Annotated in this window: 11 protein-coding genes and 1 pseudogene; 5 read left to right on the top strand and 7 right to left on the bottom strand. The window is 72.6% G+C overall.

The annotated features are described in order from the left end of the window. Positions 1-67 precede the first annotated feature (67 nt). Positions 68-2,815, bottom strand: a complete 2,748-nt coding sequence (locus EDC50_RS14110; protein WP_123771116.1) for a TonB-dependent receptor — start codon at positions 2,813-2,815, stop codon at positions 68-70. A 304-nt stretch (positions 2,816-3,119) separates the two neighbouring features. Beyond that, complete coding sequence (locus EDC50_RS14105; protein WP_123771115.1) at positions 3,120-4,742, bottom strand: alpha-glucosidase family protein; 1,623 nt, start codon at positions 4,740-4,742, stop codon at positions 3,120-3,122. Positions 4,743-4,949: 207 nt separating this feature from the next. On the opposite strand from EDC50_RS14105, the gene EDC50_RS14100 reads away from it, so the two are divergent. The 3 genes from EDC50_RS14100 to EDC50_RS14090 all read left to right on the top strand — a co-directional run bounded on the left by EDC50_RS14100 (position 4,950) and on the right by EDC50_RS14090 (position 10,598). Continuing rightward, the gene (locus EDC50_RS14100) at positions 4,950-7,316 is read left to right on the top strand and encodes a glucosidase family protein (protein ID WP_244922530.1); all 2,367 of its coding nucleotides are present in this window, start codon (positions 4,950-4,952) and stop codon (positions 7,314-7,316) included. 85 nt (positions 7,317-7,401) lie between these two features. Next, positions 7,402-8,892 (top strand): MFS transporter, encoded by a 1,491-nt coding sequence (locus EDC50_RS14095; RefSeq protein ID WP_123771114.1) that lies wholly within the window; start codon positions 7,402-7,404, stop codon positions 8,890-8,892. A gap of 35 nt (positions 8,893-8,927) precedes the next feature. Continuing rightward, positions 8,928-10,598 (top strand): alpha-amylase family glycosyl hydrolase, encoded by a 1,671-nt coding sequence (locus tag EDC50_RS14090; protein ID WP_123771113.1) that lies wholly within the window; start codon positions 8,928-8,930, stop codon positions 10,596-10,598. Positions 10,599-10,614: 16 nt separating this feature from the next. Here the strand turns inward: EDC50_RS14090 and EDC50_RS14085 are convergent, their stop codons facing one another. Then, on the bottom strand, positions 10,615-11,670 hold the full coding sequence (locus tag EDC50_RS14085; protein ID WP_123771112.1) for a LacI family DNA-binding transcriptional regulator: 1,056 nt from the start codon (positions 11,668-11,670) through the stop codon (positions 10,615-10,617). Positions 11,671-12,099: 429 nt separating this feature from the next. Between EDC50_RS14085 and EDC50_RS14080 the strand changes: the two genes are divergently transcribed. Further along, positions 12,100-13,464: a glutamate--cysteine ligase gene (locus EDC50_RS14080; RefSeq protein ID WP_123771195.1), complete on the top strand. Its 1,365-nt coding sequence runs from the start codon at positions 12,100-12,102 to the stop codon at positions 13,462-13,464. A gap of 396 nt (positions 13,465-13,860) precedes the next feature. On the opposite strand, the pseudogene EDC50_RS16715 reads toward EDC50_RS14080, so the two are convergent. From EDC50_RS16715 to EDC50_RS14065, 3 genes and pseudogenes are all read right to left on the bottom strand, one after another. Next, a pseudogene (locus EDC50_RS16715) lies at positions 13,861-15,765 on the bottom strand (sensor histidine kinase); the annotation flags it as partial. Further along, positions 15,762-16,472, bottom strand: coding sequence for a response regulator (locus EDC50_RS14070; protein ID WP_123771111.1), 711 nt, complete (start codon positions 16,470-16,472; stop codon positions 15,762-15,764). The pseudogene EDC50_RS16715 and the gene EDC50_RS14070, both read right to left, overlap by 4 nt. A 299-nt stretch (positions 16,473-16,771) precedes the next feature. Next, positions 16,772-19,351 carry a TonB-dependent receptor plug domain-containing protein gene (locus tag EDC50_RS14065; protein ID WP_123771110.1) on the bottom strand — a complete coding sequence of 860 codons (2,580 nt, stop codon included), beginning with the start codon at positions 19,349-19,351 and terminating at the stop codon, positions 16,772-16,774. A 763-nt stretch (positions 19,352-20,114) separates the two neighbouring features. Between EDC50_RS14065 and EDC50_RS14060 the strand changes: the two genes are divergently transcribed. Then, entirely contained in the window at positions 20,115-20,420 is a 306-nt protein-coding gene (locus EDC50_RS14060; RefSeq protein WP_123771109.1) for a hypothetical protein, read from the top strand. A gap of 90 nt (positions 20,421-20,510) precedes the next feature. Here the strand turns inward: EDC50_RS14060 and EDC50_RS14055 are convergent, their stop codons facing one another. Continuing rightward, the gene (locus EDC50_RS14055) at positions 20,511-21,182 is read right to left on the bottom strand and encodes a Dph6-related ATP pyrophosphatase (protein WP_123771108.1); all 672 of its coding nucleotides are present in this window, start codon (positions 21,180-21,182) and stop codon (positions 20,511-20,513) included. Positions 21,183-21,208: the final 26 nt, after the last annotated feature.

The raw sequence follows: 21,208 nt of genomic DNA, 5'->3' as shown, positions 1-21,208 counted from the left end.
CCGCACCGGCCGAAACGAAAAGGCCCCGCCGGGTAGGCGGGGCCTCGGTACGCCACGACCGCGGCGGTCAGAACTTGTAGGACAGCCCGAGCAGGTAGGTGCGACCCCACTCGATGTACTCGAGCGGCCGGTCCTTCGTGCCCGCGTAGGTCTGGTACGGCGAATTGGTCAGGTTGCTGGCCTCGAACAGCAGGGTCAGGCCGGCCAGGCTGCTGGTTTCGCCGAAGGTATAGCGGATCTGCGCGTCGACCTGGTCCTCGCCCACCACGTAGCGCAGGGTACGGTTGCCGTCGAAATTGCCGATCTCGCCGATGAAGTCCGAGCGCTTGCGCTGGCTCACCCGCGCCTCGAACCCGCCGCGCTCGAAGTAGGCGGTCAGGTTGTAGACCTCGTCGGACAGGCCCGGCAGGCTGATTGGGCCGCTGCCGACGCTGGAGGCGCTGTCGGGGTCGACGATCTTGATGTCGCTGTCGTTGAAGCTGGCGCTGGCGACCACGCCGAAACCCTGCAGCGGTGCCCACAGCAGGTCCAGCGGGATCGAGGCGCTCAGCTCCAGGCCCTGCAGTTTGCCGCCCTGGCCGTTGTACGGCGCGGTGAAGTTGCCGCGAGTCTGGGTCGGCGGCTCGCCGGGCGCCGGCACGTAGTCGGCGACGAAGTCCGAGAAGTCGTAGTTGTCGTTGGTCTGCGTGTAGATGTAGCTGCGCAGGTCCTTGTAGAAGTAGGCAGCGGCGACGTAGGCCTTGTTGCCGAAGTACTTCTCGTAAGAGATGTCGAACGCGTTGGCGCGCCACGGATCCAGTTCGGGGTTGCCGCCCGAGGCGCCGGGCCGGCCGGTGGTGGTGTCGACGCCGAATTCCAGCGATGCGCGCAGCTGGTCCACGCGCGGGCGTGCGACTTGGCGCGCCAGTGCGAGGCGCAGGGTCTGGTCGTGCGGGAACAGGAACGCCAGGTTCAGGCTCGGCAAGTAGTCGGTGTAGGTCTTGCCGTTTTCGATCGGGCGCACCTGGCTGCCTTCCGGCCGCGTGCCGTCCCAGTAGTTCGCGCGCGAGGACTGGTCCGCGTGCTGGATCTGCACGCCGATGTTGCCGCGCACGCCCACCGGGCCCCATTCGGCGTCGATGTTGGCGCGCACGTAGCCGGTGGTGAGCTTCTCGTCCACCGTCCAGGCCTTGGGAATCAGGTAGGACAGGTCGTCGCGCGGTTCGAAGCTCATGTAGCGCGCGATCGCGGCCGGCACGTTCCACGACGGGATGTAGCCTACGCCGGCGAAGCCGAGGTTCACCAGGCCGTACTGCAGGTCGCGCGCGATCGGGGTGTCGCCCTGCGCGCCCAGGTTGATGTTGCCTTCCGGCTGCGTCTTCTGCTTCTGGCGGTCGGCATAGTTCAGGCCGACATCGATGTCCGACAGCCAGCCCAGCGCCTGCGGCGCGGGCAGCGAGGCGGCCAGCGTGTAGGTCTTCAGCTCGTCCTCCACGCGCGGCACCTTGCCGTAGCCGGAGCCGTAGATGGTGTTGGTGAGGAACAGTTGCTCGGGGTTGGAGTAATCCAGCCCCGGTCTCAGCTGGGAGAAGTCCTTGTTGTCGTACGAGAGGTGGACGTTGTCCAGCTGCGGCCGCGGGATCATCTGCGTGTTGTTCTCCAACAGCAGCTCCTCGCGCTCGGCGCGCGACCAGCCGATGTCCGCCTTCACCCGCGCCGGACCGAGGTTGAAGTCGTTGTTCCAGCCGACCGCTTCGATCTTGTCCTCGCGCTTGCGGTACATGCCGCGCACCAGCGGGTACACGTTGGTCGCGGTGCCGCCGGTGAACGTGCCGTTGCCGTTGATCCGCGGGTCGAGCGTGAGCACGTCCGGGTCGTCGACGCCGTTGTAGCCGCTCAAGTTGACCTCGAACTGGTTCGCGGTGTCCTCCTGCTCGGCCTTGCTGTGGAACAGGTCGAGCGTGCTGGTCCAGTCGTTGGACGGGCGGTACTGCAGCGTCGCCATCACTGCGTCGCGCTCGATGTCGCCGGTGCGGCGCAGCGCCTTGATGCCGTCGGAGAAGTACACGCCGGCCGGCACGCCGTTGCGGAAGTTGTCGCCGGAGGCGGTGGTCTCGCGCCACGGCTCGTACAGGCCGACTTGGTTCTCCTGGATCGGCAGCTCGGTATGCGAGTAGCCGATCGACAGGCCGAGGGTGCGGTCGGCGAACTGGCCGATGTAGCTGGCGTTGATCCGGTTGCCGTCGTCGTCGGCGTTGGCCGCGTCGCCGAGCGAATTGCGCTGCAGTCGCCCGCTCACCGCCACCACGGGATCGCTGTAGTCCAGCGGCCGCACGGTGCGCATGTCGATGGTGCCGGACAGGCCCTGGCCGACCAGGCCCGCGTCCGGGGTCTTGTACACGGTCACGCCGCTCATCAGCTCGGCGGGGTACTGGTCGAACTCGACGCTGCGGTTGTCGCCGGTGCTGACCATCTCGCGGCCGTTGAGCAGCGTGGTGGCGAAGTCCGGCGACAGGCCGCGCACGCTGATGACCTGGGCGCGGCCGCCCACGCGCTGCGCGGAGATGCCGGGCAGGCGGGCGATGGATTCGGCGATGCTGATGTCGGGCAGCTTGCCGATGTCCTCGGCCGAGATCGCCTCGACGATCGAGGTGGATTCCTTCTTGGTCGAGATCGCGCCCTCGATGCCGGCGCGGATGCCGGTGACCACCACTGTGTCCAGGTCGGTGGCGTCCTGGTCCGCGGGCGCGGCGTCCTGCGCCTGCGCGCCGGCGGCCATCAGCAGCGTCGCCGACGCCAGCGCGGCGCTCAACAGATTGCGCTTGAGTTGCAACATCACCCCTCCCAATGCTCTCGTGATCGTTATGTCGGCCGCCGTGCGTCGGTGCGCGATCGCCGGGGCCCGGTATGCGCGGCGCGCACGGACGCCGCAACGTAGCGCGATGGTAGTGCCAGCCATCGCGGCACAAGGGCCTTTGCATACGTATTCATGGCGCGGCCGTCGGATTTGCCGCGAAGCACCCCCGGCGGACCCGTACAGGGCGGGTGGCGGTCGGCGGGCGATCGGGGCGGCGCGGGCCCGCGTGTGCGCTTGCCGCCGGCGGACATGCGCGGCGCGCCCGTGGTCGATTCGTCAGCGGTCAGTCCAGGCGCGCGTAGAACACGCCGCGGCCCGGCAGCTGCAGCGCGCCGTCGGCGAGCTCGCCGCCGCGCAGGCCGTGGTCGCGCAGCGGCCGCGCCCCGCGCAGCGGGGCCGGCACGGGCCAGCGCACCGCCTCGGCCGAGAGGTTGAACACCACCAGCAACGCCTCCTCGGCATGGCGGCGGACGAACGCGAGCACCGGCTCGGGCGCGTCGACGAACTCGATCGCGCCGAGCACCAAGGCGGGATGGGCCTTGCGCCAGCGCAGCAGGCGGCGCACGCCGTTGAGCACCGAGTCCGGCAGCGCGTCCTGCGCCGCGACGCTGCGCGCGGCATGCGCATCGGGCACCGGCAGCCAGGCCGCGACCGGGCTGAAGCCGGATTGCGGCCCGCCGTTCCACGGCATCGGCGTGCGGCAGCCATCGCGGCCCTTGAACGTGGGCCAGAAGGCGATGCCGTAGGGGTCCTGCAGCGCCTCGTACGGCACCTCGGCCTCGGGCAGGCCCAGTTCCTCGCCCTGGTACAGGCACACCGAGCCGCGCAGCGAGCACACCAGCGCGACCAGCTGCCTGGCCAGGTCGTCGTGGCCGGGGCCGTCGCCGCCCCAGCGCGAGACCGCGCGGCGCACGTCGTGGTTGGAGATCGCCCAGCACGGCCAGCCCTGGGTCATGGTCGCTTCCAGCCGCTCCACCGTGGCGCGGATGTAGGCCGCGCTGAAGTCGTCGGTCAGCAGCTCGAAGCTGTAGCCCATGTGCAGGCGACGCGGCGTGACGTACTCGGCCATGGTCGCCAGCGAGTCCTCGGAGGAAATCTCGCCGAGCGTGGTCGCGCCCGGATAGCGGTCGAGCAGCGCGCGCAATTCCTCCAGGAAGGCGAGGTTCTCCGGCTGGGTGTTGTTGTACCAGTGGTACTGGAACGCGTACGGGTTGTCCGGGCTGAAGCCGCGGCCGGTGCGCAGCTCCGCCGGCTTGGGCGGGTTGTCGCGCAGCTCGCGGTCGTGGAAGCAGAAGTTGATCGCGTCCAGGCGCAGGCCGTCGACGCCCTTGTCGAGCCAGAACTTCACGTTGTCGAGCGTGGCCGCGCGCACCTGCGGGTTGTGGAAGTTCAGGTCCGGCTGCGACGACAGGAAGTTGTGCAGGTAGTACTGGCCGCGGCGCGGCTCCCATTTCCAGGCCACGCCGCCGAAGAGCGACAGCCAGTTGTTCGGCGGCGTGCCGTCGGCCTTGGCGTCGGCCCAGACGTACCAGTCCGCCTTGGGGTTGTCGCGGCTCTCCCGGCTTTCCTTGAACCAGGCGTGCTCGCTGGAGGTATGGCTGAGCACCTGGTCGATCATCACCCGCAGGCCCAGCGCGTGCGCCTTGTCCAGCAGGCGCTCGAAGTCCGCGAGCGTGCCGAACAGCGGGTCGACGTCGCGGTAGTCGGCGATGTCGTAGCCGAAGTCGGCCATCGGCGACTTGAAGAACGGCGAGATCCAGATCGCGTCGACGCCGAGGCTGGCGACGTAGTCGAGCCCGGCGACGATGCCGGGCAGGTCGCCGACGCCGTCGCCGTTCGTGTCCAGGAAGCTGCGCGGGTAGATCTGGTAGATCACCGCGCCGCGCCACCATTCCGCCATCGTCATCCTTCGGTCCCGGGTGCGTGAGATAGAAAACGGCCGCGCGCGCCGCGGGGCGCGCACGGGGCGCCACTATTCCATGCCGGCTCCCCGCCCGGATCGCCGCGGCCGGCGGCGCGCCGATGAATACGTATGCAGCGGCGGCGCCCGCCGGCGGTCGCGACTACCATGCGGTTCCCGGACCAGCGACTTCCTCGGGAGATGCCACAGGCCATGCGGACGAAGCGGACGGACAGCACGGGCAAGCCCGCCGCGCGCCCGCGGCGATGGGCGGCGCTGCTGCTCGCGGCCGCGGCCGTGGCCGCGCCCGGCGCCGCGTGCGCGCACGGCGCCGCGCCGGCGGATGCGCCGCGCCTGCCCGGCGGCTTCGCCCTCGACGCGCGCGGCGCGGACCTGCTCTGGCAGGGCCGGCGCGCGCGCGCCAGCCGCGAAGGCGACGGCTACCGCCTGCAGGACGCCACCGGCGCCGTGCGCGAACTGCCCCGGCCGCCGATGCGCACGCGCACCGCCAACGCCCTGTTCGACGCGCTGTTCGCCTTGGCCCAGGAGGAACTCGCGCAGGCCCAGGTCGAGTCGATCCGCGACGCCGCGTTCGACCGCGGCCGGCCGATCGCCTGCCCCTGCTTCGAGACCGGCGAGAAGTGGCCCTACGTGTGGACCCGCGACGTGTCCTACGCCGCCGACCTGGCGCTGGCGCGCTTCGCGCCCGAGCGCACCCGCGCCTCGCTGCGCTTCAAGCTGTCTGGCGTGCGCGCGCCCGGCGCGCCGCAGGGCCGGTACGTGGCCCAGGACACCGGCTCCGGCGGCAGCTGGCCGATCAGCACCGACCGCGTGGTCTGGTTCCTCGCCGCGCAGCGCCTGCTCGAGGGCGAGGACGGGGCCGATGACGAGGCGCGCCGCTTCGCCGAGGAGGTCTGGGCCGCGCTGGCCGACACCCTGGCCCAGGACCGGCAATACGCCTTCGACCCGCGGATGGGCCTGTACCGCGGCGAGACCTCGTTCCTGGACTGGCGCGAGCAGTCCTACCCGCGCTGGACCGCGAACGACGTCGGCTTCATCGGCCAGTCGTTCGCGCTGTCGACCAACGTGCTGCACTACCGCGCGCTGCGCCTGGGCGAGCGCCTGGCGCGCGAGCGCGGCGATCCGCGCGCCGAACGCTACGCGGCCCAGGCGGCGGCGCTGGCGCAGGCGATCGAACGCGCGTTCTGGCGCGAGGACCGCGGCCTGTACATGAGCTACGTCGGAACCGCCGCGCATCCGGTGCCGTTCGAGGCCTACGACCTGCTCGGCCTGGCGCTGCTGATCGACAGCGGCCTGGCGCCGCCGCAGCGCGCGCGCCGCGCGCTGTCGCGCTACCCGGCCGGCGAGGCGGGCAGCCCGGTGATCTGGCCGCAGCAGCCGGACGTGGCGATCTACCACAACCGCGCGATCTGGCCGTTCGTGTCCGCCTACGCGCTGCGCGCCGCGCGCCGGCTCGAGCACGCCGAACGCATCGAGCACGAGATCCGCTCGCTGGTCCGCGGCGCGGCGCTGGCCGGTTCGAACATGGAGAACTTCGAGCTCACCACGCAGGACGTGCGCTTCGAGGACGGCGCGCTGAGCGGGCCGGTGGTGAACTCGCGCCGGCAGCTGTGGTCGGTGGCCGGCTATCTGCAGATGGTGGTCGAGGGCGTGTTCGGCGTGGAGGCGGACGGCACGGTCGCGCCGAAGCTGCCGAGCGGCCTGGTGCCGCTGCTGTTCGGCGAGGACGAGACGATCGCCCTGGACCTGCGCGAGCGTGGCGTGGTGCTGCACCGGCCCGAGGCCGGGGGCCGGCTGTACGTGGCCGGCACGACCTGGCGCGACGGCGCCGCGCTGCACGTGCGGCTGGTGCCCGCGCGCGCGACCGGGGCGGCGCCCTTGGCGCGCGACGCGGCGGCGTTCGCGCCGCCGTCGCCGCAGGCGCCGCCGCTGCGCGAGGAGGGCGAGGAATGGCGCATCGCCGTTCCGGCGCGGCACCGGCTCTATCTCGACGGCGCGCTGCACCGCGAGGCCGCGGCGCAGCCGGTCGAGGTCGCGCTGCCCAAGGGCGCCGCGCAACGCTGCCTGAGCCTGACCCGCGTCGGCGGCAACGGGCTGGAGTCGCTGCACGGCCCGACCCGCTGCGTCGGCGAGGACGTCGCGCTCGACGGCGCCTGGCCGCGCCGCTGGCGCGCACCGGCCGCGGGCCGCTACGCGCTGTCGGTCGACTTCGCCAACGCGAACGGGCCGATCAACACCGGCATCACCGCGGCGGTGAAGCGGCTGGTGGTCGAATGCGCCGGCCGCCCGCCGCAGGACGGGCCGCTGGTGATGCCGCACGGCGAGGGCGCGCAGCGCTCCAACGCGGTCGTGGTCGAGCTCGACGCGGGCGCCGAATGCCGCTTCGAGCTGCGCGACGGCTTCAACATGTCGTACCTGCGCCACTTCGCCCGCTACACCGGCGGCCGGGGCGGGGCCGAGGGGCCGCTGAACGAGGCGCGGATCGGCGCATTGCGCATCGTGCCGGTCGCCGCCGCGACCTCCTCCGGCGCCGTCCCCGCGAAGGCGGGAGCGCCGTGACTTCGCGCGAGAAAAGCCGAGGGGTCCCCGCCTCCGCGGGAACGGCCGCGCTCCGATTTCGTTCCGCGACCGGGAGCCCCCGCGCATGACCGCAAAACCGCCGCTGACGTTCTGGCAGATCTGGAACATGTGCTTCGGCTTCCTCGGCATCCAGTTCGGCTTCGCCCTGCAGAACGCGAACGTCAGCCGCATCTTCCAGACCCTGGGCGCGGACATGGACCTGGTGCCGGGGCTGTGGATCGCCGCGCCGCTGACCGGGTTGCTCGTGCAGCCGGTCGTCGGCCACCTGTCCGACCGCACCTGGAACCGCCTCGGCCGGCGCCGGCCGTACTTCCTGGCCGGTGCGCTCCTGGCCTCGCTGGCGCTGCTGGCGATGCCGCACTCGCCGGCGCTGTGGATCGCCGCCGGCACGCTGTGGGTGCTGGACGCCTCGATCAACATCGCGATGGAGCCGTTCCGCGCCTTCGTCGGCGACCAGCTGCCGCCGCCGCAGCGGCCCGCCGGCTACGCGATGCAGAGCTTCTTCATCGGCGTCGGCGCGGTGGTCGCCAGCCTGTTGCCGTGGCTGCTGGCGCGGCTCGGCGTCGCCAACACCGCCGCGCCGGGCGAGGTGCCGGACACGGTGCGCTACGCGTTCTACTCGGGCGCCGCGGTGATGTTCCTGGCGATCGGCTGGACCGTGCTGCGCACGCGCGAGTACCCGCCCGAGGCGCTGCGCGCGTTCGACCACGCGCGGCCGCCGCCGCCGGGCGCGGCGATGCCGGCCGGCGCCGGCGCGGACGGCCGGGGCTGGATCGCCGCCGGGGCGCTCGGCGCCGCCGCGATCGCCGCGTTCGGCTGGGACCGGATGCTGTACGTGCTGGCCGGCATGCTGCTGGCCTACGGGGCGCTGCTGCGGGCGGCACGCTTCCTGCGCCCGCAGCGGATGCTGGCGTCGATCGTGCGCGACCTGCAGGCGATGCCGGCGACGATGCGGCGGCTGGCGGTGGTGCAGTTCTTCTCCTGGTTCGCGCTGTTCGCGATGTGGATCTACACCACCGGCGCGGTCACCGCGACCCACTACGGCAGCCGCGACCCGGGCTCGGCGGCGTACAACGAGGGCGCGAACTGGGTCGGCGTGCTGTTCGCCGCCTACAACGGCTTCGCCGCGCTGGCGGCCCTCGTCATCCCGGCGATGGTGCGCCGCTTGGGCCTGCGCGCCAGCCACCTGGTCAACGTCTGGCTCGGCGGCGCCGGGCTGCTCTCGTTCCTGCTGGTCCGCGACCCGCAGTGGCTGCTGCTGTCGATGCTCGGCGTCGGCTTCGCCTGGGCCTCGATCCTGTCGCTGCCGTACGCGCTGCTGTCCGACAGCGTGCCGGCGGAGAAGATGGGCGTGTACATGGGCATCTTCAATTTCTTCATCGTCATCCCGCAGCTGGTCGCGGCCAGCCTGCTCGGCTTCCTGCTGAAGGCCTTCTTCGGCGGGCAGCCGATCCAGGCGCTGGCGATCGGCGGGGTCAGCCTGCTCGTCGCCGGCCTGTGCGTGCTGCGCGTGCCCGAGCCGCAGGCGCGGCCGGCGCCGGCCGCGGCGGGATGAGCCCACGTCCTTCCCCCGTCCGCGAAAGAGGTTCCATGCGCAAGACCGCCCTGCTGTTCGCGCTGCTGAGCGCCAGCGGCCCCGCCGCCGCGGCCGACGAGTACTACGGCACCCTGGAGCCGTTCGCCTCCGAGGCGGTGTACTTCGTCGTCACCGACCGTTTCGTCAACGGCGACCCGGGCAACGACCAGCGCGAGCAGGGCGGCCCGGACCCGGCCACGCGCACCTTCGACCGGCCCACCCCCGGCTCGGAGGAGGGCGACAACGTCGGCTACCTCGGCGGCGACTTCAAGGGCGTCGTCGAGCACCTCGACTACGTCCGCGACATGGGCTTCACCGCGCTGTGGATCACGCCGATCGTCGACAACCCGGACCAGGCCTTCACCGGCGGCAAGCCGGCGCGCAAGGGCGGGTTTCTGACCGACGGCGGCAAGACCGGCTACCACGGCTACTGGGGCGTGAACTTCTACCGCCTCGACGAACACCTGCCGAGCCCGGGCCTGGACTTCGCCGGCCTCGCCGACGCGGTGCACGGCCGGGGCATGAAGCTGGTGCTGGACATCGTCGCCAACCACGGCTCGCCGGCGTACACGATGCCGGCGCCGCAGCCGCAGTTCGGCCAGGTGTTCGACCGCGACGGGCGGCTCGTCGCCGACCACCAGAACCGGCCGCCCGGCCAGCTCGAGCCCGGGCGCAACCCGCTGCACCGCTTCTACAACACCAGGCCCGGGCTGGCCGAGCTGTCGGACTTCAACGAGAACGAGCCGGCGGTGATGGAGTACCTGGTCGGCGCGTACTCGCAGTGGATCGACCAGGGCGCCGATGCGCTGCGCATCGACACCATCGGCTGGCTGCCGCACCCGTTCTGGCACGAATTCGTCGGCCGCCTGCGCGCGCGCAGGCCGGGCATGTTCATGTTCGGCGAGGCGTTCGACTACGACCCGGGCAAGATCGCCGAGCACACCTGGGCGCGCAACGCGGACGTCAGCGTGCTCGACTTCCCGCTGCGCGAGCGCCTGGAGCAGGCCTTCGGCCGCAAGCGCGCGGGGTTCGAGGTGCTCGAGGCCCGGCTGTACCTGCAGGGCGGGCCGTACGCCAATCCGTACGAGCTGATGACCTTCTACGACAACCACGACATGCCGCGCCTGGACGCCAGCGACGAGGGCTTCATCGACGCGCACAACTGGCTGTTCACCGCGCGCGGCATCCCGGTGGTCTACTACGGCTCGGAAGTCGGCTTCATGCGCGGCGCCGCCGAGCACGCCGGCAACCGCAACTACTTCGGCGCCGGACGCATCGCCGCGGCGGCCGGGCACCCGATCCGCGAGAACCTCAAGCGCATCGCCCGCGTGCGCGCGGCCACGCCGGCGCTGCAGCGCGGGCTGCAGGTCAACCTCGAGCTGAAGGGCGATCGCGCCGCGTTCTACCGCGTGCTGCAGCGCGGCGGCGTCGCCCAGACCGCGCTGGTGCTGCTGAACAAGGGCGATGCGCCGGCGCGGTTCGAAATCGCCAAGATGCTGCAGCCGGGCGTCTGGCGCGCGGCCGTCGGCGGCGGCGCGGTCGCGGTCGACGAGGGCGCGCCGTTGCGCGCCACGGTGCCGGCGCATGGCGTGGAGGTGTACGTGCTCGATGGCGAGGTGCGCCAGCCGCAGCTGCGCCAGGCGCTCGGCGCGGCGATGCGCGCGGCGCGGAGGCGGCCGCGGTAGCGCGCGCGAGTGGGGCTCAGGCCCCGCTGGACCGCCGCACCACCAGCGAGGCCGGCAGGGTGATGCTCTCGGCCGGCTCGCCGCGCACCAGCTTCATCAGCGTCTCCACCAGCAGCTCGCCGGCGCGCTGGGTGTCCTGGAACACCGTGGTCAGCGCCGGCGTGGCGAAGCGCGCCATCGGGATGTCGTCGAAGCCGACCACCGCGACGTCCTCCGGCACGCGCAGGCCGTGCTCGGACAGCGCGCGCATCGCGCCGATCGCGATCAGGTCGCTGGCGGCGAACACCGCGTCGAAGGCGTGGCCGCGCGCGAGCAGTTCGGCCGCGGCGCGGTAGCCGTGCTCCTCCGAGCTCTCCGCATCGACCTGCAGCGCCGGGGCCAGCCCGCCGCCGCCGGCCTCGCGCAGGGCCGCGTCGCAGCCGCGGAAGCGCTCCAGGAACTCCGGGCAGCCGCTGGACGCGCCGCCCAGGAACGCGACCCGGCGCCGCCCGAGCCCGGCCAGGTGCGCCCCGGCCAGGCGCCCGCCGTTGAAGTTGTCGCAGCCGATCGACAGCCCGGGTTGCTCCGGCAGCACCGCGCCCCAGCGCACGAACCGGGTGCCCTGCGCGACCAGTTTCTCCAGCTTGCCCTGGTAGGCCAGGTAGTCGCCGTAGCCGAGCAGGATCAGCCCGTCGGCCTTCATGCTGTCCTCGTAGTCGGCGTGCCAGTCGTCGGACAGCTGCTGGAACGAGACCAGCAGGTCCTGCCCGGCCTTGGCGCAGGCGCGGGTGATCGAGCCGAGCATCGACAGGAAGAACGGATTGATGTGCGACTCGTCCGGGGTCGGGTCCTCGAACAGCAGCAGCGCCAGGGTGCCGGAGCGCTGCGTGCGCAGGCAGGAGGCGTGGCGGTCGACCTTGTAGTTGAGCTCGCGGACCGCGGCCTCCACCCGGCGCCGGGTCTCGGCGTTCACCAGTGGGCTGCCGCGCAACACCCGCGACACCGTGGCCTGGGACACGCCGGCGCGGTGGGCGATGTCGAGCGAAGTGGTCTTGGTCTTCTTGCTGCGGACCTGGAACTGCACGGGCGACATGGCGCGCAGTGTAGAGGCCGCCGGCGCGGCGGGCATGCGGCAGCGCCGCATCGGGCGCCGCGGCGATGGGCGAAGGCCGCCGCGACGGCAGGCCCGGGGCGTTTCGGAATCGGCCGGCACGCGCGAGCCGCGCCGGCGGCGAACGGCGAGCGCATAGGATCCGCCGGCTCCGCGGCGCCACGCCACGCGCCGCCGATGCGCGTCGGCGCCACGCGGGAGCGGGAATTCGCCGCGGCGCCAGCGGCCGCGCCGGGCTACAGCGTTGCAGCGTCGACGTTGCTCGCCGGGCGCGCCCGGCTACACTGCCGGGGCTCGCGGCGCGGCTAGGCGGCGCGGGCGGGCCGCCGGGCGGCGGCCTTCCGCGCAATGGCTCCGCATCGCGCGAGCAAGGCATCGGGCCTTGCAGAGGATTCTTCGTGCGAGGTGCAAGTGTCCGGTCCCAGCCAGGTCCAGGAAGTGACGGTCGAAGGACGAGCCCAGCTCGTCGAGTTCCTCAGCTCGGGCGTGCGCGCGCGCGCGGACTGGAAGATCGGCACCGAGCACGAGAAGTTCGGCTTCCGCACCGACGACCTGCGCCCGCCCCCGTTCGATGGCGAGCGCGGCATCGAGGCCTTGCTTAAGGGCCTGACCCGGTTCGGCTGGACCCCGGCGGTGGAGAACGGGCGGGTGATCGCGCTCAGCCGCGACGGCGCCTCGGTGTCGCTGGAGCCGGCCGGACAGCTGGAACTGTCGGGCGCGCCGCTGGACAACCTGCACCAGACCTGCACCGAAGCCTCGACCCATCTGAACGAGGTGCGCGCGGTGGCCGAGCCGATGGGGCTGGGCTTCCTCGGCGTCGGCTTCCAGCCCAAATGGCGGCGCGAGGACATGCCCTGGATGCCCAAGGGCCGCTACAAGATCATGCGCGAGTACATGCCCAAGGTGGGCTCGCTCGGCCTGGACATGATGACCCGCACCTGCACCGTGCAGGTCAACCTGGACGTCGGCTCCGAGGCCGACATGGTCAAGAAGTTCCGCGTCGCCCTGGCGCTGCAGCCGGTGGCGACCGCGCTGTTCGCCGATTCGCCGTTCGCGGAAGGACGGCCGAACGGCTACCTCAGCTATCGCTCGCACATCTGGACCGATACCGACCCGGGCCGCACCGGCATGCTCGACTTCGTGTTCGAGGACGGCTTCGGCTACGAGCGCTACGTCGACTACCTGCTCGACGTGCCGATGTACTTCGTGTATCGGGACGGCCGCTACATCGACGCCTCGGGGCAGTCGTTCCGCGACTTCCTCGACGGCAGGCTGCCGGCGTACCCGGGCCGGCGGCCGTTGCTGCGCGACTGGGCCGACCACAGCACCACCGCCTTCCCCGAAGTGCGGCTGAAGAAATACCTGGAGATGCGCGGCGCCGACTCCGGGCCGTGGAACCGGATCTGCGCGCTGCCGGCGCTGTGGGTCGGCCTGCTGTACGACGACGCGGCGCTGGACGCGGCCTGGGACCTGGTCAAGGACTTCACCCGCGAGGAGCGCCACGCGCTGCGCGACGGCGTGCCGCGCCACGCGCTGAAGCTGCCGTTCCGCGGCGGCACCGTGCTCGACCTGGCGCGGCGGACGCTGGAGATCGCCGCGCACGGCCTGAAGCGCCGCGCGCGCATCAACCGCAACGGCGCCGACGAGTCGATCTACCTCGAGCCGCTGATGGAATTCGCCGCCCTCGGCACCACCCCGGCCGAACGCAAGCTGGCGCTGTACCACGGCGAGTGGGGCGGCAACATCGACCGGCTGTTCCGCGAGTTCGCGTACTGAGTCCGTCCTGCCGCGGAGCGCGCGGGCGAGGCGCGGACGAGACGATTGCCGCCCGCGCCATGCGATGCCGCGCCTCGCCCCAGGGCGTGGCGAGGGGACCCCTTCCGGCCGGACAACGAAGGGCCCGGCGTTCGCCCTCCACGCGCTCGCCCACGGGCAGCCGGAGGCGCGGGCTTGCGCGACCTTCGGTGGCAGGACGCCGCCGAAGAACCGGCGTGGGCGTACGTGCGGCGTGCCGCGCAAGCCCCTGCCCGCGGCTGCGCGCCGGCAACCCGTGCTCGGAACATGGCCGCCACGCGGCCGGCGCCGCGCTCATCCGCGCGAACCCGTCGCGGGAACGCCTTGGGCCTCGGGCGCGTACGCCGGCGACGGCCGTGGCGAGGGCACGCCGCGCGAGAGCAGCACGGTCGCGCGCAGGCCGCCGCCGGGGCGGTTGTCGAGGCGGATGTCGCCGCCGTGGGCGAGGGCGACGCTGCGCGCCGAGGCCAGGCCCAGGCCGATGCCGCCGGTCTCGCGGTTGCGCGAGGCCTCGCCGCGCACGAACGGCATGAACAGCTGTTCGCGCTGCCCCGGGTCGATGCCCGGCCCGTCGTCGTCGATCCACAGCGCGTAGCCGTCGTCCTCCTCCCGCAGCTGCAGCCGCGCGCGCTGGCCGTACTTGAGCGCGTTGTCGACCAGGTTGCCGACCATCCGCCGCAGCGCCAGCGGGTCGCCGTGCAGCGGCGCCGGCGCGCCGGGCAGCAGGCGCACGTCGTGGCCGAGGTCGGCCAGGTCGTCGACCACGCTCTCGGCCAGCAGGCGCAGGTCCAGGCGCTCGCGCACGCCGCTGCGCTGCTGCTCGCGGATGAACTCCAGCGCGGACTGGATCATCTGCGCCATCTCGGCGATGTCGGCCGCGGCCTTGGCGCGGGCTTCCGCCGGCAACTGGTCGAGCCGGAACGACAGCCGCGCCAGCGGCGTGCGCAGGTCGTGGGCGATCGCGCCGACCATCTGCGTGCGTTCGTGCACCAGGCGGTTGATGCGCGACTGCATCGCATTGAACGAGGCCGCGGCGCGGACGATCTCGGTCGGCCCCTCCAGCGGCAGCGGCGGCGCGGACGCGTCCTGGCCCATATGGTCCGCGGCGCGGGCGAAGCGCAGGATCGGCGCGGCCAACGCGCGCGAGAACCACCACGCCAGCGGCAGCAGCACCAGCGTGCCGACCAGGAACACCAGGCCGAGTTGCGGCATCAGCGCGGGCGCGAACGCCGCGCTCTCGACCACGCGCCAGCGTCCGTCCGGCTGGCGCGCCGCGGCCAGGAACGGCCCGGGCAGCAGCGAGTCGGACTGCATGACCCACACCCGCGGCTCGGCCGAGGCGAGCGGTTCCGGCGTGCCGATGCGGACCGCGGCGGCGGATGCGGCCACGGCGCGCGAGCGGTCGCGCGCAGGGGCCGACGGCTGCGGAGGCGACGGCGCGGACGCGGCGCTGGCCGGCGCGGGCGCCGCATCCGGCGGGGGAATCTGCGCGTACGGCGGAAGGTAGCGGCGCAGGTCGGGACTCAGCGCCGGCAGCGAGGGATCCGCCGGCGCCGGCGCGACCGCGGCCGCGGCGGCGGCGGGGCCCGTGCCGTTCGCGACGGCGCCGGGCCCGGGGTTGGAACGGATCGGGTAGGGCCCGAGCCGCGGCAGCGGTGCCGGGGTCGGCCGCGCCGGCGCGTCGTCGTCCCGGTCCGCGCCGGCGCCGAACAAGCGGATGCGCTGCCAGCGCAGGTCCTGCGGCGCGCGCCGCGCCGGCGCGCCGACCACCGAGCGTTGGACCAAGGGGGGCTGGACCGCGCCCGGCGCGTCGGGGGGCGGCGCCGCCTGGGCCTGCGCCTGCGCCGGCGCGGGCAGCAGCAACGCGGCGGCGAGCTCCGCCAGCGGAGCTCGCTCATCCGCGCCTGGCGGTGGCGGCCCGGTGCGCAGCGTGCGCATCCGCAGCCAGCCGTGCGGCGCGATGTAGAAGCGCACCTGGCTTTCCGGCAGGTCCAGCCAGCGCGCCAGCTGCGCGCGCAGCGGCGGCGGGCTGCGGTAGTCCGCCGCCGGCGGCGCCGGCGGGTCGGGCTGCACGCGCACCCGCAGCATCGGATTGGACGAAGGCATCTGCGTGACCAGCAGCGCCACCACTTCCGAGAGCTGCAGGGCCGGCACCTCGGGCCGGCGCAGCAGCAGCAGGGCCACCGCCACCGCGTACGCCGCGACCAGCGCCGCCAGCAGCAGCAGGAAGGTGCGGGCGAAGATCGGCAAACGCCCGCCGACGCCGGCGGCGCGCGCGCTCACAGCCGCACCACCGTCGGCAGCAGCATGTAGCCTTCGTTGCGCACGGTGCGGATCAGCTCGGTGCGCACGCGCTCGTTGATCTTGCGCCGCAGGCGGCTGATCTGGCTGTCGATGGCGCGGTCGTAGACCTCGCTTTCGCGGCCGCGCGCGTAGTCGAGCAGCTGGTCGCGGCTGAGCACGCGCTGCGGGTGCTCGACGAAGGTGCGCAACAGCGAGAACTCGCCGTCGGAGAGATTGATGAAGGTGCCGGTGGGGTCGCGCAGGTCGCGTCGCACCACGTCCAGCCGCCAGCCGGCGAATTCGTACACGTTGCCGTGGCCGGCGCCGTGCGCTTCGGCGCGGCGCCGGCGCAGCACCGCGCGCACCCGCGCCAGCAGCTCGCGCGGGTTGCACGGCTTGGCCAAGTAGTCGTCGGCGCCGATCTCCAGGCCGATGATGCGGTCGGTGTCCGAGCCCAGCGCGCTGAGCATGATCAGCGCCGGCCCGCCTTCGGCGGCGAGCCGGCGCGCCGCGCTGAGGCCGTCCTCGCCCGGCATCATCACGTCGAGGATCACCAGGTCCGGGCGCAGTTCCTCGATCGCCCGCCGCATCTGGTTCGCGTCCTCCGCCGCCTCCACGCGGTAGCCGTGGCCGCTGAGGAAGCCGGTGATCAGCTTGCGCAGGTCGGGGTCGTCGTCGACTACCAGGATGAGCGATTGCAGGTCCATGCCGACGGGAGGGGAGGCCGTGGAAAGCAGGCGTGCGCGCCAGTGTAGGGAGCGCGCCGGGACGCGATCGCCCGTCGCGCCCGCGGGCTTCAGCCGGGAGTCGGCTACCGCGGGCGCCGGACGGCTCGCGGCGGGCGCCCGCGGGCGGGGTCCCGGGGCGCCGGGGCCGGGTGCGGTCGCCCGTGCCGCTTCCGCGGCGCCGCCGGCTCGCGCTGCGGCCGCGGGAGAAACCGCGGGAAAAGCGGCCACCGGTCGCCGGCGCTCCGGTCGGCGCCGGCGGCGCTCCTCCCCTGAGCGGATCAGAAGTTCTGCGTGTAGCGCAGGTACACCTGGCGGCCGTAGCCGTTGTATAGATAGTCGTAGAAGCCCTCGGTGTACGCCGGGTCGTAGACCGGGTCCTTGTTGGTGACGTTGACCGCGCCGATCGCGACCTGGCCGTTCCACGGCGTCTTGTACGCGAACTGCACGTCGTGGGTGACGTAGGCGCCGCTGCAGCGGTCGGCGTCGCCGGCTTCCACCGCCTCGGCGCAGCTGTCGTAGTACTCGACGTAGTAGGCGGGGTTGTAGGCGGTCAGGTTGATGTTCCAGGCCAGGCTGAAGTCGCCGATGTCCCAGCGGTTGCGCACCACCGCGCGCCACTCCGGGTAGCCGTGGGTGCCGACGTACTCGTCGTCGCCGTCGATATCCTTGATCTTGTAGCTGTGCACCCAACTGCCCTGCAGTTCGCTGGACAGGCGGCCCCACTCGGCCAGGTCGAACCTCGCGCGCACGTTCAGGTCCAGGCCGTCGGTGTTCACCTGGCCCTCGTTGCCGTAGCCGGCGTACACGGCCTGGATCGAGCCGTCCTCGTTGCGCACGACGTAGAGGTGGTCCGGCAGGTACTGGCCCTCGTTGGTGCGGTCGATCACTGTCTGCGAGGAATACCACTTGATCTGGTCGTCGATCCGTGTCTTGTAGTAGTCCAGCGTCAGGTTCAGCCAGTCGGTCGCGTCCCAGGCGACGCCGGCGCTGAACTGCTCGGAGGTCTCCGGCTTCAGGTTCGGGTTGGCGACGTGGTAGGCGTTGATCTGCAACGACGTGCTCGCCGGCAGGCCGTAGGCGAGCGCGGTCGGCGCGTCGGTCACGCTGTCGGCGGAGAAGGCCGGCTGCTGGTTCAGCGCCTGCAGCGTCGGCGCGCGGAAGCCCTCGCCGTAGGAGGCGCGCAGGGTCACCGTGTCGATCGGCTGGTAGCGCAGCGACAGCTTGGGCGAGGTGGCGTCGCCGAAGTCGGAGTAATGGTCGTAGCGCACCGCGAGGTCGGCCTCGAGGTTGCCCAGGAACGGCAGGTTCCATTCGGCGAACACCGACGACACCGTGCGGTCGCCCCAGGCCGAATTGCCCGACGAGCCGCCGACGTTGCCGGCCGCCGACTGCTGGTCGTAGATGTCCTGGTAGTCCTCCTGCCGGTATTCGGCGCCGAGCGCCAGCGCCGATGCGCCGCCGGCCATCCGGAACAGGTCGGCGCTCAGCAGGGCGTTGAACTCCTGCTGCTTGAAGAAGGTGTTGCGCCCGGTGGTGGTGCGGATCGCGTCGAGCACTTCCTGGGCGTTGCAGGAGGGGCAGAACGCGTTGTAGGTGCCGTCGGCGAAGTACTTCTCCGCGACCGGGATGTTGACGTAGTTGTAGCCGGCCTCCATCACCTTGGACTGGGTGTTGCGGACGCCGACCTCGAGCGTGGTGGTGTCGTTGAGCTGGCCGCGCAGGCCGGCGGCGAGGTCGTAGGTGTCCTCGTACTGGTAGGTGATGCGGTTGCCGAGCGCGTCGAAACGGTGCTTGATGTAGGCGTCCTGGCCGGTGGTGTTGTTCGGGCTGCCGGCCGGCACGAAGATGAACTCCGGCACCGGCGCGTACACGCCCATGCTGTCCTTCTTGGTGTAGTAGCTGTCCATGTAGAGCGACCAGTCGTCGCTCAGCTGGTATTCGCCGCGGGCGAAGGCGCCCTTGATGTTGACGCTGGCGGTGTCGGCGCCGTCCGGTACGAAGTCGTAGTAGCACAGCGAGCCGGAGGCGTTGGTGTAGAAGCCGTCCCCCGAGCAGCCGCCCGGCACGACGGCGCTGCCGTTGGTGTAGAGGTAGGCGCCCGGCACCCGTTCGCCGGTTTCCGGGTTGGTCGCCACCCGCACGTAGTTGTTGGAGTAGGTCGACGCGCCCGGCTGGACCCAGGGGTAGTCGCGCCAGTAGGTGATGCCGCGGTTGGAATAGGACACGCCGGCGGTGAGATAGCCGCGGTCGTGGGTCAGGCCGAACGTCGCCGAGCCCGATTCCACGCTGCCGCCGCGTTCGCTCTGGCCGATCTCGGCGCTGACCTGCACGCCCTCGAAGTCCTTGCGGGTGATGATGTTGACCACGCCGCCGATCGCGTCGGCGCCGTAGATGGCCGAGGCGCCGTCGCTGAGGATCTCGATGCGCTCCACCGCCGCCAGCGGCAGCGAGTTGAGGTCCTGGCCCTCGCCGGTCACCGGCGACACCGGCACGCGGCGGCCGTTGATCAGGATCAGCGTGCGGCCCTCGCCCAGCCCGCGCAGGCTCAGCCCGGAGAACGACTGCGCCGAGCTGCCGGAACTGGGCACGAACGAGCCGAACGAGTTGAAGGTGGCGCTCTGCAGCACGTCGGCGACGGTGGAACGGCCGCTGAGCTCGATCTCCTCGCGCGAGATCGTGGTGATCGGCAACGCGCCCTCGATGTCGGCGCGCTTGATGCGCGAGCCGGTCACTTCGATGCGGTCGAGCGTGGTGGCGTCGCCGTCGGTGTCCTGCGCATGCGCGGCGGCGCCGTACAGGCAGAGGCCGAGCGCGAGCGCCAGCGCGGTGCGGGAAGCGGAAATCGGGTGGGAGTTCATGGGCGGATCGGGTTCCTGGCTGCGAAACGGACGGGCCTCCGGCGCGGCCGGAAGCGGTCGCCTTCGCACGGCGTAACGGCGGCGCAACGAAGGCTTAGCGCGACGCTAACGAGCGGCCTTCGCGACGGTTTTTCGCGCGGTGTCGGCGCCGGCACGCGGCGCCACATGGCGGCCAAGCGCCGACAAGAAGCGGCGCCGGCGACCCGCGCCAGGCCCCGGGCGCGGTTCGGCGCGTCCCGCGGCCCGCTTCGAGTCGCCGATTACGGGGATGCGCGCGGTCGCGCTTCGTGCGGCACGCCGAGCGGTGCGCGCAAGCCGATCCGCCCGGCACGCGCGGATGTCGTTCCTCCGGACCCGGGCGAGCCGCGATTGAACGCGGCCTAAACCCGGCCGCGTTTGTGCCGGCGCGGCCATGCGCCGCCAATCGCCTGCAATCCCGCGCCGGCAATCTGGCCCCGTCCCGGGCGAGGACACGGTGCATTCCCCTCCGCACCGGGTCTTTCGGAGCGGCGCCGCGGAGATGGGCCGCGGCGCCGCTCCGGAATCGCCCAGGGGCGGACAGATGGTGGTCTCGTTCGGGGGGCAGGAAGGCGAAGCAGGCAGCCCGAGGTCATCTCTCTCTCTCTCCGCTTCGTACTCCCCTTCGCCTTTCTGCTCCCCGCCTTTTCATCGCCGGCCGTCCGAGGCGCGTGGACGCGGGCCGGGAGGCCGCCATCGCCGGTCGATGCGAGGGACCCGACTCACCGCACGCAAGGAGAATCCGATGTCGCGACCCGCATCGCGCCGCGCCCGAATCGCGGCGCCGCTGACGTTCGCCCTGGCCGGCCTGGCCGGTGCGCAACCGTCCGACGCGCCGCCCGCGCCGAAGGGCCCGGAGTTCCGCGCCGCGCTGGAGGCCTGCTTCGCCGAGCAGGGGCTGCCGCCGCCGGAACCCGGCCAACCGCGCCGGCTCGAAGCGGGCGAGGGCAAGCGCCCCGACCGGCAGAAGCTCGACGCGTGCCTGCGCGGCAAGGGTTTCGCGCCGCCGCCGCGGCGCGGGCCGCCGCAGGAGCATCCGCCGCAGGCGTGACGCCCGGCCCGGATCGCCACGAGCCGCCATGAAGCGCTGCGCGCCGGGCGTGCGCGTACCGCGGATCGGGCCCGTACGGCGCCCGGCGGGTCACACCGGCACGAAGTCGGTGTACAGGAACCGCCCCTCGCGCAGCACCGATGCCCCACGCTCGACCGCCAGCGGCGCGGCGAACATCGGCCCGTCCACGACCAGGGTGTGGAACTCGCCGCGTTCGCCGCAGGGATCGACCGACGGCGGCAGCTCCGCCAGCAGCCGCGCGTCGAACGCCCGCCCGCCGAAGCCGCCGTCGAGCTGTTCGGTGTCGACGCAGGCCAGGAACGCGCGCAGGCCGCCGGCCAGCATCTCGCGCGCCAGCGCCGCGGTGTCCGCGCCGAACAGCGGGTAGTGCGGCCGCCAGCCCAGGCGCGCGCACAGCGCGTCGCGGTAGGCCTTGATGTCCTCGAGGAACAGATCGCCAAAGGCGATGTCGGCCAGGCCGGGCCACCGCCCGCGCGCCTGCGCCAGCGCCGCGGCGAAGGCCGCCTCGTAGGTGGCGTTGTCGCTGCGCTGCGGCAGCCGCGCCTCGATCACCGGCAGGCCGGCGGCGTCGGCCTGGGCGTGCAGCAACTCGCGGCGGATGCCCTGCATCGCCACGCGCTCGTAGCCTTCGGTGACGGTGGTGACCAGGCCGACGACCTCGACGTCGCCGCGCCGGCGCAGCGCGCGCAGGGTCCAGGCGGCGTCCTTGCCGCCGCTCCAGGAAAGCAGGATCGGTGTCATCGCGGGCGACCCTAGCACGATGCGCT

This window comes from Vulcaniibacterium tengchongense, from assembly GCF_003814555.1.
Taxonomy (GTDB): Bacteria; Pseudomonadota; Gammaproteobacteria; order Xanthomonadales; family Xanthomonadaceae; genus Vulcaniibacterium; species Vulcaniibacterium tengchongense.
Note: the sequence above shows the minus strand (reverse complement) of the source record. Positions and strands in the feature narration are given on the sequence as shown.